This window comes from Aeromonas sp. R6-2, assembly GCF_040908155.1.
Classification (GTDB): Bacteria; Pseudomonadota; Gammaproteobacteria; order Enterobacterales; family Aeromonadaceae; genus Aeromonas; species Aeromonas schubertii.
Window position 1 is genome coordinate 20,237 of record NZ_JBFODE010000030.1, and the last position, 14,204, is coordinate 34,440.

Here is a 14,204-nt window from a genome sequence, read left to right on the forward strand (position 1 = left end):
AATCCTGATACATGCCACGGAGCCAACACATGAAAGCCATTGCCCTGACCCACTATCTGCCAAGCGATCATCCGGAGTGCTTCCTCGAGGTCGATCTGCAAGCCCCCGAGCCCGGCCCCCGTGATCTGCTGGTGCGGGTCAATGCCGTCTCGGTCAACCCGGTCGACGTCAAGGTGCGCGCCCCCAAGGCCAAGGTCGAGCCGGCCCCGCGAGTGCTGGGCTGGGATGCGGTGGGTGAGGTGATCGCCATCGGCAGCGACGTGACCGGCTTCAAGCCCGGCGATCGGGTCTGGTACGCCGGCGACATCAGCCGCCCCGGCAGCAATGCCGCACTGCAGACCGTGGATGAGCGCCTCGTCGCCCTCGCCCCCCGCAGCCTCAGCGATGTAGAGGCGGCCGCCCTGCCCCTGACCACCATCACCGCCTGGGAGACCCTGTTCGAGCGTCTGGGCCTCAGTGGCGAGAGCCGGGGCCGCCTGCTCATCATCGGCGGCGCCGGTGGGGTCGCCTCTATCACCATCCAGCTGGCGCGCCGCCTGCTGCCTAACGTGGAGGTGATCGCCACCGCCTCGCGCCCCGAAAGCCACGACTGGGTCTCTGGCCTGGGCGCACACAAGGTGGTCAACCATCACAACCTCACCGCCGCACTGGCCGACGAGGGGATCGACCGGGTCGACTATATCTTCTGCACCAACGCGACCGAGCAACACTGGCAGAGCATGGCGGATCTCATCGCGCCTCTGGGCCAGATCTGCACCATCGCCGAGTCGGACGAGCCCTGGGATCTCTCCCTGCTCAAGGCCAAGAGCGTCACCTTCAGCCAGGAGTTCATGTTCACCCGCTCCCTGTTCAAGACCGCAGATATGCAGCGCCAGGGGGATCTGCTCGCCGACGTGGCCCGCATGGTGGACGAGGGCTCGGTGCGCACCACCCTGACACGGGCCCTGGACCGACTCACCCCGGCCACCCTGGCCGAGGCCCATCGCATCGTGGAGGGGGGCAAGATGATAGGTAAATTGGCCATCGACAGCCGTAACCTGCACAACTAGGACGCAAAGGCGCCCCATCTTGGGGCGCCAGCGAACACACCCTCACACGCATATAAAAAAAACGGACTGGCCGACCGGCCAGTCCAATACCTGAAATGAACACACACATCCTGCGGGCAGGACCCTGAAGGGTTAGCAGCTCCCGTGCCAATATCGCCATACTCACCTGCCACCGGAAAAAATGGCCGCCCGAGGGCAGCCAAACCATGACGGAAGGCGAATCGAGTCGCCAAGAGCAAGGGGGAGTGCCCCCACAGCCCAGAACCACATCAAAATACGTGCCATGACATCGCGACGGCGTCGCCACACACTTGAGTTTTTCTGTCAGGGGCGCAGAATGCTTAGTCCAACCGAGCGACTTCTGCCTTGATACCATGACACCAGCCTATGTCGGGCGCTTTGCCCCCTCCCCCTCCGGCCCTCTTCACTTCGGCTCCCTGGTCGCGGCCCTTGGCAGCTATCTGCAGGCGCGGGCCCAGGGGGGACGCTGGCTGGTGCGCATCGAGGACATAGACCCGCCACGGGAGATGGCGGGCGCGAGCGATCTGATCCTGCGCACCCTGGAGCGCTACGGCCTGACCTGGGATGGGGAGGTGATGTTTCAGAGCCGGCGTCATGGGCGTTACGACGAGATCATCGAGCGCCTCTACCAGAGCGGCGATCTCTACTGGTGTCGCTGCACCCGGCGCGAGATAGCCGCGGCCGGCGGCCTCTATCCCGGCAGCTGCCGGGAGCTGGGGCTCCATCCGGCGGGTTGCGCCGCCCGGCTGCGCCAACGCCACCCGGTTTATCACTTCGACGATGCCCTGCAGGGACGCATCGCAGTGGCGCCGGCCCTGGCCGAAGAGGATTTCATCGTGCGCCGGCGCGACGGCCTCTATGCCTACAACCTGGCCGTGGTGGTCGATGACATGGACAGCGGCATCACCGAGGTGGTGCGCGGGGCCGACTTGCTCGAGCCCACGGTGCGCCAGATAGCCCTCTACCAGCGCCTGGGGGCGACCATCCCCGCCTGGGTTCATCTGCCGCTGGCGGTGCAGCCCGATGGCAGCAAGCTCTCCAAGCAGAACCATGCCCGCGCCCTGCCGGAGGACCCCGCCGCCCCCCTGCTGGCGGCCCTGGCCTTTCTCGGTCATCCGGCCCCCGGCGATCTGCACGGCGCCCCCCCGGAGCCACTGCTCGAATGGGCCATTGCCCACTGGCAACCGGCACGGGTGCCGCATCAGATCAGCCTGCCCTCGCCCGTGGCGGGCTAGATGGTTTTTCATTTGGTCGGGCCTGAGCTATCATAGGCCGCTATTTTTTGGCCTCCCGTCAAACAGAGTTATCGAGGTGTACCATTTTTTCCCAGATCGCAAACTTTTGCCGCAAGGTGCTAGGCAAGGAAGAGGACGGCATGCAGATGGAATCCGAACAGCACGCCCCCGTCATCCATGAACGCCGCATCCTCTCCCGCGACGAGCATTCCATCTCGCGCAAGGAGATCAGCGAGAATGCGCTCAAGGTGCTCTACCGCCTGAACAAGGCCGGCTACGAGGCCTATCTGGTGGGGGGTGGTGTCCGTGACCTGCTGCTCGGGAAGACCCCCAAGGACTTCGACATCGCCACCGAGGCAACCCCGGAGCAGATCAAGGCCCTGTTCGGCAACTGCCGGCTCATCGGCCGTCGCTTCCGCCTGGCGCATATCGTCTTCGGTCGCGACGTGATCGAGGTGGCCACCTTCCGCGGTCACCACCATCAGGTCAACAACAGCCGCCACATCTCGGCCCAGAGCGAAGAGGGGATGCTGCTGCGCGACAACGTCTACGGCACCATCGAAGAGGATGCCGAGCGCCGCGACTTCACCGTTAACGCCCTCTACTACAGCGCCAGAGACTTCACCCTGCACGACTTCGCCGGTGGTCTGGAGGATCTGCAGGCCCGTCGCCTCGAGCTCATCGGTGACCCCGAGACCCGCTACCGGGAAGACCCGGTACGGATGCTGCGCGCCGTGCGCTTCGCCGCCAAGCTCGACATGCAGATTAGCCCGCGCACCGCGGCCCCGATCCGCGAGCTGGCCCCCCTGCTGCAAGATATTCCGGCGGCCCGCCTGTTCGAGGAGACCCTCAAGCTGTTCCTGGCCGGTCACGCCCTGGAGACCTATCGCCAGCTGCGCGACTACAACCTGTTCCAGCAGCTCTTCCCGCAGCTGACCCCGCTGCTGACCCCGAACGGGGACTCGGTCTGCGAGCGCTTCATCGAGTTGGCGCTGATCGATACCGACAAGCGGGTGCAGGATGACAAGCGCGTCACCCCCGCCTTCCTCTATGCCGCCCTGTTGTGGGGTGCGGTCGAGAGTCGTGCCCGGGTACTGGAGAACGAGAGCGGCCTGCCCTGGCACGACGCCTTCATGATGGCGGTCAACGAGGTGCTGGATAGCCAGACCCGGGTCATCGCCGTGCCACGCCGCTTCACCACCGACATCCGCGACATCTGGGCCCTGCAGACCCGTCTGACCCGCCGTCAGGGACGCCACCCGGAGCGCGCCATGGAGCATCCCAAGTTCCGCGCCGCCTACGACTTCCTGCTGCTGCGCAACCGGGTCGAGCGGGGCATCGGCGAGCTGGCCAGCTGGTGGGAGCGCTATGTGGAGTCGGCCCCCGAGTCCCGTCAACAGCTGCAGCGAGATGCCAGCCGTGACGAGCCGCGCGGTGAGAAGAAGCGCAACAACCGTCGGCGCCGTCCGCGCCGCCGCAAGCCGGCCGCCGAGTAATGACCCTCGCCTTCGTCGCCATCGGCTCCAACCTGGACGCCCCCCTCGAGCAGGCGCAGCGCGCCGTCGATGCCCTGCGCGGGGTGCCACAGAGCCGACTGGTGCTGGCGTCATCTTTCTATGCCAGCCGCCCCATGGGGCCCCGGGATCAACCCGACTACGTCAACGCCGTGGTCGGTCTGGAGACTGACCTCGCCCCCCTGGCGCTGCTGGATGCATTGCAACGTATCGAACTGGAACAGGGACGTGTTCGCAAGGAAGAGCGCTGGGGACCTCGCACCCTGGATCTCGATCTGCTGCTCTATGGTGACGCCACCCTGGAGCACGAGCGTCTCACCGTGCCCCACTACGGCATGAAGGTGCGGGAGTTTGTGCTACTCCCCCTGCACGAGATCGCCCCTCACCTGCACCTGCCCTGTGGCTCGCCCCTGTCCGACCTGGTTGCCCAGTGCCCGCGTAACGGCCTGATGGCCGTGGCGCCGGCCCCTGCCGTGTAGGAGCCTTTAATGAGCAAGATCACCACCGCCTCCCTGCTGAAGATGAAGCAGGAGGGGCAGAAGTTCACCGCCATCACCGCCTATGACGCTACCTTCGCCAGACTGTTCGACGACGAAGGTGCCCATGTGCTGCTCATCGGCGACTCCCTCGGCATGGTGCTGCAGGGGGGGAGCGACACCCTCGCCGTCACCATGGACGAGATGGCCTACCACACCCGCTGCGTGGCCAAGGGGGCTGACCAGGCCCTGGTCATCGCCGACATGCCGTTCATGAGCTATGCCACCCCCGAGCAGACCTACCAGAACGCCGCCCGCCTGATGGCCGCCGGTGCGCGCATGGTCAAGATGGAGGGGGGGGAGTGGCTGTGTGACGCCATTCGCCACCTGACCCGTAACGGGGTGCCGGTGTGCGGCCATTTGGGGCTGACCCCCCAGTCGGTGCACGTCTTCGGCGGCTTCAAGGTGCAGGGGCGCGACGAGTTCCAGGCCCAGGAGATCTACCGTCAGGCCCTGGCCCTGCAGGAGGCCGGCATCCAGCTGCTGGTGCTCGAGTGCGTGCCGGTGGCGCTGGCCGAGCGCATCACCAAGGCCCTGCGCATCCCGGTGATCGGCATCGGTGCCGGCCCGGTCACCGATGGCCAGATCCTGGTGATGCACGACGCCTTCGGCGTCACCTCCGGCTATGTGCCCAAATTTACCAAGAACTTCCTGGCCGAGACCGGCGACCTGCGGGGCGCGGTTCGCCTCTATATCAAGGAAGTGGCCGAGGGAACCTTCCCCGGGCCGGAGCACTGCTTCAACTGATGTCAGGGGGCCACAGGCCCCCTTAGCTTAGGAGTTCATCTCATGCTGGTTGTCTCACAGATCGCCGATCTTCGTTCCACCCTGAGCGCCTGGCGCCGCGCCGGCGAGCGCATCGCCTTCGTGCCCACCATGGGCAACCTGCACCAGGGGCACCTGACCCTGGTGGCCGAGGCCCGCGCCCGCGCCGAGCGCGTGGTGGTGAGCATCTTCGTCAACCCGATGCAGTTCGACCGGGCCGAGGATCTGGCCAACTACCCGCGTACCCTGGAGCAGGACTGCGACGCCCTGCGCGCCGCCGGCGCCGATCTGGTGTTCACCCCGACCCCGGAAGTCATGTATCCCAAGGGGCTGGCCAACCAGACCTTCGTCGAGGTACCGGGTCTGTCTGCCCTGCTGGAAGGCGCCCTGCGCCCGGGCCATTTCCGCGGGGTCAGCACGGTCGTCACCAAGCTCTTCAATCTGGTACAGCCCGATGTGGCCTGCTTCGGTCAGAAAGACTTCCAGCAGCTGGCGCTCATTCGCCAGATGGTCGAGGACATGGCCATGCCCATCGAGATCGTCGGCGTGCCCACGGTGCGGGCCGACGATGGCCTGGCCCTGTCGTCACGCAACGGCTACCTCACTGCCGCCGAACGCGCCATCGCCCCCACCCTGGCCCGGGTGATGCACACCCTGGCCGATCGCCTGGCCGGTGGCGAGCGCGACCTCGAGGCCCTGGTTCGCGACGGGGCCCGCGCCCTGGACGAGGCCGGCTTCAAGACCGATGCCATCGACATCGTCGACGCCCACACCCTGCTCCCGCTGAACGAGCAGAGCCGGGAGGCGGTGATCCTGATGGCCGCCTTCCTCGGCAAGGCGCGTCTCATCGACAATCGGAGCCTTGCCCTCTGACTCCCCCGGGCCCGGCACTCGCCGGGCCTCACTCATGCCCCCTTGATTAACATCACAAAAGTGCACTTTATTGACACTTTTGCCATTGCTCACACCTGTTACTTTGATATCGGTCAATAAGCCTCGGTCTCACATGAGGAAAATCACTCATCCATAAATTAGTGATTTTTCAGCATAAAAAACCAAGGAAACCGAATGTCATCTCAGGAAACCACCAAAGAGAGGCGCAGCATAGGGAGCTACCTCGCCCTGGCCTTTGCCGTCGTCTTCTTCTCGGGCCTGCTGCAGTCCAAGCAGTGGTTCGGCGTCTTCGACTTCACCACCCTCAACGGCTCCTTTGGTACCGTCGTCCAGTCGGTCAGCCAGGGCAGCGAGGGGGTCACCACCGCCATGAGCGATCTGCGTGGCAAGGGGGGCAGCGGTGCCCGTGACGGCTTTCTGTTTGCCCTCACCCTGATCCCCACCGTCATGTTTGCCCTCGGCATGATCAATGTGCTCGAGCACTACGGTGCCCTGCGCGCCGCCCGCCAACTGCTGAGCCCGCTGCTCAAGCCCCTGATGGGGATCCCGGGCAGCTCGGGGCTCGCCCTCATCGCCTCTTTGCAGAGCACGGATGCAGGGGCCGCCATGACCCGCCAGCTCAAGGATGAAGGACACCTGACCCAGCGCGAGACCGATGTGTTCACCATGTTCCAGTTCTCCGCCGGGGCCACCATAGTGAACTTCTTCTCCTCCGGAGCCGTCCTCTTCACCCTGACCCTGGCCGACGGCTCTCTGGCCGTGGGCTCCTCCATCGGTCTCGCGGTGGCGGTGATGTTCATCTTCAAGATTGTCGGGGCCAACCTGTTTCGCCTCTACCTCAACCTGACCGATGGCCGGGAAGAGACCTCGCAACCCCAGAAGGAGGCCGCATAAATGAGCCAGAGCCAGATCAAGAAGCCCATGGTGACCGACATCTTCGTCGAGGGGGCCCGCAAGGGATGGACCATCGCCACCACCTCCACCGTACCCAACGTGCTGATGGCCTTTGTCATCATCAAGGTGCTGCAACTCACCGGCGCCCTGGATGCCATGGGCACGATCTTCTCTCCGGTGATGGGGTTGTTCGGCCTGCCCGGTGAGGCCGCTGCCGTACTGATCGGCGCCTGGATGTCCATGGGCGGCGCGGTCGGAGTGGTCATCTCCCTGTTCGATCAGGGGATCCTGACCGGTGGACAGATCGCCATCCTGGCCCCGGCCATCTACCTGATGGGCTCCCAGATCCAGTATCTGGGCCGCATCCTGGGCCCTATCGGCACCGAAGGTCGCCACATCCCGGTGATGATCGCCATCTCTGTCATCAACGCCTTCGGCGCCATGGCGCTGATGAACCTGCTCGTCTGAGGTCCCTATGCACTTCTCATTGAATGACTACCTGGCCGCTCTGCGCTCCCTGGTCAATGTCGATTGCGGCACCCTGAATCGGGAGGGGAACCGCACCGTGGTCGAGCTGATGAAGGGCCACTTCGCCCCCCTGACCGGCTGGCAACTGACCGAAGTGGATTGCGGCGCGGCCGGCGTCGGCCTCGAGATCCGCAACCGACCGGCCGGCGAGCCCATCGATGTGCTGATGATCGGCCATCTCGATACCGTCTTCCCGGTCGGCACCGCCGCCGCACGCCCCCTGCGAGTGGAGGGGAGCCGAGCCTTCGGCCCCGGTGTCTCCGACATGAAGTCGGGACTGCTCAACATCCTCTGGGCAGTACGGGGGCTCGACCCGGCCCTGCTCGCGCGCCTCTCCCTGTGCATCTGCATGAACCCGGACGAGGAGATAGGCTCGCTCCACTCCGAGGACTGGCTCAAGTCGGTCGCCAAAGATGCCCGCCATGTGCTGGTGGCCGAGGCGGCCCGGGCCGATGGCTCACTCGTGAAGGCCCGCAAGGGGATGGCCCGCTATCGCATCGAGGCCCATGGCAAGGCGGCCCACGCGGGTAACGATCCCCGCGCCGGGCGCAGCGCCATCCGCGAGCTGGCCCACTGGACCCTGGCCCTGGACGCGCTCAATGACATCGAGAACGGCACCACCCTCAACCTGGGCGTCATCCAGGGAGGGGCCGTCGCCAACATAGTCCCCGATCAGGCCTGCGCCTGGGTGGATGTGCGCTTCTGGAGCAACCAGGCGTTTCAGACCCTGGAGGATAGCCTGCACACCATGGCCGAGCGCCCCTTCGGTGACGGGATCCGGATCACCCTGACCCGGGAGGCCTACAAGCCCTCCATGACCCCCTCCCCCGAGACCGAGCGACTGATGGCGCTGGTGGAGCGCTGCGGCGAGCAGATCGGACTCCCCATCACCTGGCAGGCGGTGGGCGGAGGCTCGGATGCCAACCTGACCGCGGTCATGGGGATCCCGACCCTGGACGGGCTGGGCCCCGTCGGTGCCGGCTTTCACAGCGATGAGGAGTATCTGGATCTGGACTCCGTCGAGCCACGGATCCGCCTGTTGCAGAGGGTGCTCGCCGAGCTGGCGCCTTGATAACGAAGAGACCCGCCACATGGCGGGTCTCTTGTCTCAGTCGGAGGCGAGGGGATAACCGGCCCCCTTCCACGCGAAGATGCCGCCCGGCACCCGGTAGACCTGGCGATATCCCTGCTGCACCGCCCAGGCGGCGGCGTTATGGCTGCGACCGCACTGCACGAAGCCGCAGTAGATCACCAGGGGGCGCTCCTTGTCCTCACCCAGCAAGGCCAGCAGCTGCGCCTCGCTCCCCTCCCCTTCCACGATGTCGCTCCAGACCGGCGAGCCCTTGGCCTCCTTGACGAAGACGAAGTTCTTGGCCCCCGGGATGTGCCCCTTCTTGTAGGAAGCCTCGAGCGGCATGGTATCGAGGATGACCATCTCCTCCCCCTTGTCCATACGCCCCTTGAGCTCGGCCACCGTCATCAGCCGGTAGTGGCCCTGCGCCGTCTCGTTGGCCAGTTGCACGGCGCTCTGCTCCAGCTTGACCTCCTGCTCGAACTGATTGTCACCGCAACCGCCCAGCATCAGGGAGGCTGCCACCAGCGAGGCGAGCAGGGAGAGGGAACGGGTTTTCATCATGACACTTCCTTGGTTGGGAGAGAGAGGGAAGGCGCGGGCACCAGCAGCGCGGCCACCATGGCCAGCATCAGCAGATCCCGCCCTATGGCCTGGGGCAACGAACCCAGATCGGCCTTGCCCAGGCACCCGCAAGCGATGTCGAGATCGATGGCCACCCCGTAACCGAGCACGGCGATAAACAGCAGCAGCAGCGCCATCATCAACCAGAGACCCCGGCGCCACCCCATCAGCACGGCCCCTCCCGCCACCAGCTCCAGCAGGATGAGCCCCCAGGCCACCAGGGGTTGCAGCGGTGGCCACACCAGACCGAAGGCATCGATCTGTTGCACGAAGAGAGCGGGAGAGAGGCTCTTGATGCCACCCGAGAGGAGAAAAAAGCCCCCCAGAAGCAGACGAGCCAGCAGGCGCCAGACCATAAAACACCTCTTATTAGGTAGTCGCCTAGTCTAGCAATTTATCGTCGTTTGACAATCCTTCCCGCAGGGGGAATCTAGGCGCGCAGGGTATGGGCCAGAGAGACACGCGGCGCCTCGACCCGATCCCGGCGATGGGCCAGCAGATCGTCGGCCAGTTCGAGAGCTCGCTCCAGCAGCGAGGCAAGCCCCTCTACCGTGAGGTGATCGAGCCACTCACGACACCAGAGCAGGGTGCTCCCTTCGGAGCGTCCCAACTGAAACACGGGATAGTTGTCGAGATCCCAGAGCAGGGGTGCGTTGGGCATGCCGTGGTCGGGCAGCAACACATAGAGCACCAGTTGCCCCTCATCCTCGGCCAGGGTTACCACCCGTTCATCGTCGATGGCAAAAGAGGTAACGCTCTGATCAATAGCCGGAGCGGGGAGGCCCAATTGTTCGCACAGGCCGGCGATAAGGGTGTGGTACATAAGCGGTTCCGTCGCAGAGAGGATGACGGAGCACACGCTATGCCTCCGGCGTCGGGACGGGTATCAAAATCGGCCAGATTTTTTTAGACAAGCGACACACCGCAGCAAAAGTGTGATGGTGGCGACAAATTGAGCGGGTTCGCTCAAATCCTTAAATGGCGCGACCACGGCTGATAAAAAGGGGGCTGAATGGGGCGTAATCTGCAGCCATAACAAAACAAAAAGGCACAGCATATGAAGGTAAGCACACAGAGCAATGTCCCCAGCACCCCGCTCATCGAGAATCAGGTCACGACGCCGGCACAGCCGCGGCTGCGCCTGCTCGACGCCGGTAATCGGGAGTTTGACCGCCAGATCCGCCGGGGTCTGGGTCATCGTCAGAGCCAGGAGCTCAAGAGCCTGCGCAAGGCGATCAATCACTACCAGGCCAACCAGACCCCCTCCCTGGCTTGCCTGGAGAAGGTCGAGAAGGCCCTCGACTTCTGGCTCGCCTCCGGCAAGAACCGCTCCCGCCAGCAAGACCCCGTGGTCGCGCGCCTGCGCAGCGACATCGCCTCCCGTCGTCAGCACCTGGCCCAGGGCGGCAAGGAGAGCGACTTTCAGCTCTCCTGGCTCTGCAACGACCAGGGCCGCGTCAATCAACCCATCGCCAGCAACATGCAGATCAAGGAGTGGATGAGCCGGCTGGAAGGGCTGCGCAAGGAGGGGGCGCACGATCTGTTCCAACACGAGCTGCAATCAGCCCTCGACCAGGTGTTTGGCCTGAGTGAAGGGATGACGGCCCTGCGCCTGGGGCGAGCCCCCAACCGGGAAGAGGTGATAGAGAGTCATGAGTGGCACCTCTTTACCGCGACCCTGCGCAGTCGCTTCCCCGACCTGGTCGAGCTCAAGCCCCAGCCGACCGCCGAGGAGCACGCCCGGGACACCCTGCTGACCCACAGCCAACTCATCGAGCTGCAACACCTCAAGGAGGTGCTCGACGTCAGCCTCAAGGATAAGGTCGACAAGCAGGGAGAGATTGGCCTGCTGCGTACCGAGCTGCTGACCGCGCTGGTGGACGGGCTCGATGAGCCTTTCCTTCAACGGGAGAGCGACGAGCAGGCCCTGTGGCAAAAACCGGGCGCCTCTCCCCTCTATCAGACCGGGATCCGGCGCGAGCTCAAGCACCCTCTGGAAACCACCAGCCGCGAGAGGAACAACGGCGACCCGCTGGCCCGCAAGGAGTTCAAGGAGCTGGGATTGATCAACGCCAGCGCCCTGGTCGAAGCCTTCGCCAAGATCGAGATCGGCAAGTGGGAGGGAAAGAAAGAGGGCGCCTTTGGAGAGCTGGCCGCCAAGGTCACCCTGAGCCAGGAGAATAAGGCCACCCTCAAGGCAGAAGCCGTGGTCGGCAAGGCGGAGGGTTCCCTGCAGTTTAATCCGCCCCCCAAGCCGATACAGGAGACCCACGGTGAGCGCTACAAGCCGGGCCCCCATGATTTCACCCTGCTGCGGGTCGGCGCCAGTGCCGAACTGGTGAGCAAGCTGGGTCTGAGCGCCGAAGGGAGCTGGACCATTGGTCAGCTGCTCAGGGCCAAGGTGGCGGGCAAGGCGGAGGCCGGCGTCACCGTCAAGGCCGAGGCGGGGGCCGCCCTCATTGCCACTCCCCAGGGACCGCTCGCCAGCGTGACCGCCAACGCCTCAGCCTTCGCCGGTCTCAAGGCCGAGGGAAGCGCCGAGCTCAATCTGCTCAAGAGCCAGTATGCCGATGCCTATGCCCTCTCGGCCAAGGTGAAGGCGTCGGCCAACCTGGGGGTGGGCGCCAGCGCCGGCGCCACGGCGGCCATCGGCCCGCAGGGAGCCAAATTCCACACCACGGCGGGAGTGACCCTGGGCATCGGCACGGAGGCAAGCTGGGAGGGGGGAGTCAATGCCATGGCTACCCGGGCCTATGCCCTCGAGCTGGCCGCCCGCGCCGCTCGCAACTTCGACCAGAGCAGGGCCGACAGCCTGGATGCCAGGGCGATGCAGGCCGGTACCGAAAACCGCCTCTACGAGCTATCCGAGCGCCTCAACAGCCGGATCCAGACCCTGGAGGGGCAACTTGAGGCACTGCAACTGGCGCCGGAGCAGAACCGGATCCGCAAGCAGGAGAGCCTGATCGAACCCGAGCTGGAGAGAGGGCGCCAGGCGATGGCTCAAGCCATCGATGATGCCATCGGACCGGATCGCCGGGATGCCCAGGGGGAGATAGAGCCCGTCCAACGCGCCCGGGAGCGCAATGACAAGCTGGACCTGACCGCTCGCCTGCTCAAGGATCACAAGATCCAGGCGTAACCAAGACGCCAACAGAGAACAGCCATTGACGCCGACAGGGCGGTGAACGATGCCCCCCGTCGGCCCTCAATGGCGCCGATCTCACGTCCGCAGAGGAGTGTCCAAACGATTCGAGGGTTTCGCCGAGGGGAAGCCTTCTTCCGTCCGCGGCTATGCCCCGAGCGGTAAACCCGTCAATGAACAAAGGCGCCGAGGCGCCTTTTTCATGGACGGCTGCATCAGTGACGCAGGCCGATTCCGCGCGAGACCAGCCACCAGGCCAGGGTATAGAGGGCCAGGATAAAGCCCCCTATGATGAGGTAGGCGGTGGTCAGGGGCACGTCCGAGATGCCGAGAAAGCCGTAACGGAAGGCGTTGACCATGTAGATGATGGGGTTCACCTGGGAGACCCCCTGCCAAAACGCCGGCAACAGGGAGATGGAGTAGAAGACCCCGCCCAGATAGGTCAGTGGCGTCAAGACGAAGGTGGGGATGATGCTAATGTCATCGAAACTCTTGGCGAACACCGCATTGATAAGCCCCCCCAGGGAGAAGACGATGGAGGTGAGCAATACGGTGACACAGACGCTGAAGAGGTGATGGATCTGCAGCGGCACGAAGAAGAGCGACACCAGGGTCACGATAAACCCGACGCAGAGCCCACGTGCCACCCCGCCACCGACGAAGCCGGCGATGATGATGTAGTTGGGCACCGGGGCCACCAGCAGCTCCTCCACGTTGCGTTGAAACTTGGCGCTGTAGAAGGAAGAAGCGACATTGGAGTAGGAGTTGGTGATGACCGACATCATGATGAGGCCGGGCACGATAAACTCCATATAGCTAAAGCCCCCCATCTCGCCGATGCGCGACCCGATGAGGTTGCCGAAGATGACGAAATAGAGGCTCATGGTGATGGCCGGCGGCACCAGAGTCTGCACCCAGATGCGGGTAAAACGGGTGATCTCCTTGGCCAGTATGCTCTGAAAGGCGATCCAGTAGGCCTGCGAACTCATGCTTTTCTCCCCTCTTCCACCAGATGGACAAACAGCTCCTCGAGCCGGTTGGCCTTGTTACGCATGCTCTGCACCCCTATCCCCAGCTCGCTCAGGGCGGCGAAGAGGCCGTTGAGGGTCTGGCTCTTGTCGAGCTCTACCTCCAGGGTACGGGCATCGACACAGCGGCAGTGGTAACCGGGCAACTCGAGGCTGGCCGGGCACTCAGCGGTCAGATCGAGCAGGAAGGTCTCGCGCCCCAGCTTGCCAAGCAGGCTCTTCATGCTGGTGTTCTCGATGAGGCGCCCCTTGTCGATGATGCCGATGTTGCGGCACAGCATCTCGGCCTCTTCCAGATAGTGGGTGGTGAGTATGATGGTCACCCCCTGGCGGTTGAGGTCGCGCAAGAATTGCCACATGGAGCGACGGATCTCGATGTCGACACCGGCGGTCGGCTCATCGAGGATGAGCAGTTTCGGCTCGTGCATCAGGGCACGGGCTATCATCAGGCGCCGTTTCATGCCCCCGGAGAGGGTACGCGCCTGCATATCCCGCTTCTCCCACAGGTCGAGCTGGCGCAGGTACTTCTCGGCACGGATCTTCGCCTCATGACGGGGCACACCGTAGAACCCGGCCTGGTTGGTGACTATCTGTCCCACCTTCTCGAACTGGCTGAAGTTGAACTCCTGGGGCACCAGACCGAGCTGGGCCTTGGCCTTCTCGAGATCCCGGTCGATGTCATGGCCAAACACCTTCACCTGACCGGCGCTCTTGTTCACGAGCGAGCTGATGATGCCGATGGTGGTCGACTTGCCGGCACCATTGGGGCCGAGCAGGGCGAAGAAGTCCCCCTCCTCGACGCAGAGATCGATCCCCTTGAGCGCCTCGACGCCTCCGGGGTAGGTTTTTCTCAGTGCTGTGATTTCCAGTGCTTTCATCATGTCCTCTGCTCACGCATGGCA

At 64.4% G+C, this 14,204-nt stretch carries 15 protein-coding genes; 10 read left to right on the forward strand and 5 right to left on the reverse strand.

What is annotated here, in order from left to right; all coding sequences use genetic code 11:
* The first annotated feature begins 29 nt into the window (after positions 1-29).
* From AB5Y48_RS05960 to AB5Y48_RS06000, 9 genes are all read left to right on the forward strand, one after another.
* On the forward strand, positions 30-1,049 hold the full coding sequence (locus tag AB5Y48_RS05960) for a zinc-binding alcohol dehydrogenase family protein (protein ID WP_050667908.1): 1,020 nt from the start codon (positions 30-32) through the stop codon (positions 1,047-1,049).
* Between the two features lie 374 nt (positions 1,050-1,423).
* On the forward strand, positions 1,424-2,305 hold the full coding sequence (gene gluQRS / locus AB5Y48_RS05965) for a tRNA glutamyl-Q(34) synthetase GluQRS (RefSeq protein ID WP_368163993.1): 882 nt from the start codon (positions 1,424-1,426) through the stop codon (positions 2,303-2,305).
* Between the two features lie 47 nt (positions 2,306-2,352).
* Positions 2,353-3,801, forward strand: coding sequence for a polynucleotide adenylyltransferase PcnB (gene pcnB / locus AB5Y48_RS05970; protein WP_050667910.1), 1,449 nt, complete (start codon positions 2,353-2,355; stop codon positions 3,799-3,801).
* Positions 3,801-4,298 (forward strand): 2-amino-4-hydroxy-6-hydroxymethyldihydropteridine diphosphokinase, encoded by a 498-nt coding sequence (gene folK, locus AB5Y48_RS05975; RefSeq protein WP_050667911.1) that lies wholly within the window; start codon positions 3,801-3,803, stop codon positions 4,296-4,298. Before pcnB ends, folK begins: the two co-directional genes overlap by 1 nt.
* 9 nt (positions 4,299-4,307) lie before the next feature.
* A complete protein-coding gene (gene panB, locus AB5Y48_RS05980; RefSeq protein WP_050667912.1) occupies positions 4,308-5,102 on the forward strand; it encodes a 3-methyl-2-oxobutanoate hydroxymethyltransferase in 795 nt (264 codons plus the stop codon).
* 42 nt (positions 5,103-5,144) lie between these two features.
* Positions 5,145-5,993: a pantoate--beta-alanine ligase gene (panC, locus tag AB5Y48_RS05985; protein ID WP_224161075.1), complete on the forward strand. Its 849-nt coding sequence runs from the start codon at positions 5,145-5,147 to the stop codon at positions 5,991-5,993.
* A gap of 195 nt (positions 5,994-6,188) precedes the next feature.
* On the forward strand, positions 6,189-6,908 hold the full coding sequence (locus AB5Y48_RS05990) for a nucleoside recognition domain-containing protein (RefSeq protein ID WP_050667914.1): 720 nt from the start codon (positions 6,189-6,191) through the stop codon (positions 6,906-6,908).
* On the forward strand, positions 6,909-7,376 hold the full coding sequence (locus AB5Y48_RS05995; RefSeq protein ID WP_050667915.1) for a YjiG family protein: 468 nt from the start codon (positions 6,909-6,911) through the stop codon (positions 7,374-7,376). It begins immediately after the preceding gene.
* Positions 7,377-7,383: 7 nt separating this feature from the next.
* A complete protein-coding gene (locus AB5Y48_RS06000; protein ID WP_368163994.1) occupies positions 7,384-8,508 on the forward strand; it encodes a M20 family metallopeptidase in 1,125 nt (374 codons plus the stop codon).
* A gap of 36 nt (positions 8,509-8,544) precedes the next feature.
* Here AB5Y48_RS06000 and AB5Y48_RS06005 read toward each other — a convergent pair whose 3' ends face one another.
* The 3 genes from AB5Y48_RS06005 to AB5Y48_RS06015 all read right to left on the reverse strand — a co-directional run bounded on the left by AB5Y48_RS06005 (position 8,545) and on the right by AB5Y48_RS06015 (position 9,955).
* The gene (locus tag AB5Y48_RS06005) at positions 8,545-9,072 is read right to left on the reverse strand and encodes a rhodanese-like domain-containing protein (RefSeq protein ID WP_050667917.1); all 528 of its coding nucleotides are present in this window, start codon (positions 9,070-9,072) and stop codon (positions 8,545-8,547) included.
* On the reverse strand, positions 9,069-9,488 hold the full coding sequence (locus AB5Y48_RS06010; protein WP_050667918.1) for a MauE/DoxX family redox-associated membrane protein: 420 nt from the start codon (positions 9,486-9,488) through the stop codon (positions 9,069-9,071). The genes AB5Y48_RS06005 and AB5Y48_RS06010 overlap by 4 nt, the downstream gene beginning before the upstream one ends.
* A 74-nt stretch (positions 9,489-9,562) precedes the next feature.
* Entirely contained in the window at positions 9,563-9,955 is a 393-nt protein-coding gene (locus AB5Y48_RS06015) for a CesT family type III secretion system chaperone (RefSeq protein ID WP_050667919.1), read from the reverse strand.
* Between the two features lie 234 nt (positions 9,956-10,189).
* Here AB5Y48_RS06015 and AB5Y48_RS06020 point away from each other — a divergent pair, with 234 nt between their 5' ends.
* On the forward strand, positions 10,190-12,271 hold the full coding sequence (locus AB5Y48_RS06020) for a hypothetical protein (protein ID WP_050667920.1): 2,082 nt from the start codon (positions 10,190-10,192) through the stop codon (positions 12,269-12,271).
* A 218-nt stretch (positions 12,272-12,489) separates the two neighbouring features.
* On the opposite strand, the gene AB5Y48_RS06025 is transcribed toward AB5Y48_RS06020, so the two are convergent.
* Together AB5Y48_RS06025 and AB5Y48_RS06030 are read right to left on the reverse strand one after the other, a co-directional pair.
* Positions 12,490-13,263, reverse strand: coding sequence for an ABC transporter permease (locus AB5Y48_RS06025; RefSeq protein ID WP_050667921.1), 774 nt, complete (start codon positions 13,261-13,263; stop codon positions 12,490-12,492).
* Entirely contained in the window at positions 13,260-14,183 is a 924-nt protein-coding gene (locus tag AB5Y48_RS06030; protein WP_197273685.1) for an ABC transporter ATP-binding protein, read from the reverse strand. Before AB5Y48_RS06030 ends, AB5Y48_RS06025 begins: the two co-directional genes overlap by 4 nt.
* Positions 14,184-14,204: the final 21 nt, after the last annotated feature.

What these genes read in the sequence shown, in the direction of transcription:
- AB5Y48_RS06020 (WP_050667920.1), top strand. Translation starts at nt 10,190, where the DNA reads ATGAAGGTAAGCACACAGAGCAATGTCCCCAGCACCCCGCTCATCGAG.
- AB5Y48_RS05995 (WP_050667915.1), top strand. Translation starts at nt 6,909, where the DNA reads ATGAGCCAGAGCCAGATCAAGAAGCCCATGGTGACCGACATCTTCGTC.
- folK (WP_050667911.1), top strand. Translation starts at nt 3,801, where the DNA reads ATGACCCTCGCCTTCGTCGCCATCGGCTCCAACCTGGACGCCCCCCTC.
- AB5Y48_RS06005 (WP_050667917.1), bottom strand. Translation starts at nt 9,072, where the DNA reads ATGATGAAAACCCGTTCCCTCTCCCTGCTCGCCTCGCTGGTGGCAGCC.
- AB5Y48_RS06030 (WP_197273685.1), bottom strand. Translation starts at nt 14,183, where the DNA reads ATGATGAAAGCACTGGAAATCACAGCACTGAGAAAAACCTACCCCGGA.
- AB5Y48_RS06010 (WP_050667918.1), bottom strand. Translation starts at nt 9,488, where the DNA reads ATGGTCTGGCGCCTGCTGGCTCGTCTGCTTCTGGGGGGCTTTTTTCTC.
- AB5Y48_RS06015 (WP_050667919.1), bottom strand. Translation starts at nt 9,955, where the DNA reads ATGTACCACACCCTTATCGCCGGCCTGTGCGAACAATTGGGCCTCCCC.
- AB5Y48_RS06000 (WP_368163994.1), top strand. Translation starts at nt 7,384, where the DNA reads ATGCACTTCTCATTGAATGACTACCTGGCCGCTCTGCGCTCCCTGGTC.
- gluQRS (WP_368163993.1), top strand. Translation starts at nt 1,424, where the DNA reads ATGACACCAGCCTATGTCGGGCGCTTTGCCCCCTCCCCCTCCGGCCCT.
- AB5Y48_RS05960 (WP_050667908.1), top strand. Translation starts at nt 30, where the DNA reads ATGAAAGCCATTGCCCTGACCCACTATCTGCCAAGCGATCATCCGGAG.
- AB5Y48_RS05990 (WP_050667914.1), top strand. Translation starts at nt 6,189, where the DNA reads ATGTCATCTCAGGAAACCACCAAAGAGAGGCGCAGCATAGGGAGCTAC.
- panB (WP_050667912.1), top strand. Translation starts at nt 4,308, where the DNA reads ATGAGCAAGATCACCACCGCCTCCCTGCTGAAGATGAAGCAGGAGGGG.
- AB5Y48_RS06025 (WP_050667921.1), bottom strand. Translation starts at nt 13,263, where the DNA reads ATGAGTTCGCAGGCCTACTGGATCGCCTTTCAGAGCATACTGGCCAAG.
- panC (WP_224161075.1), top strand. Translation starts at nt 5,145, where the DNA reads ATGCTGGTTGTCTCACAGATCGCCGATCTTCGTTCCACCCTGAGCGCC.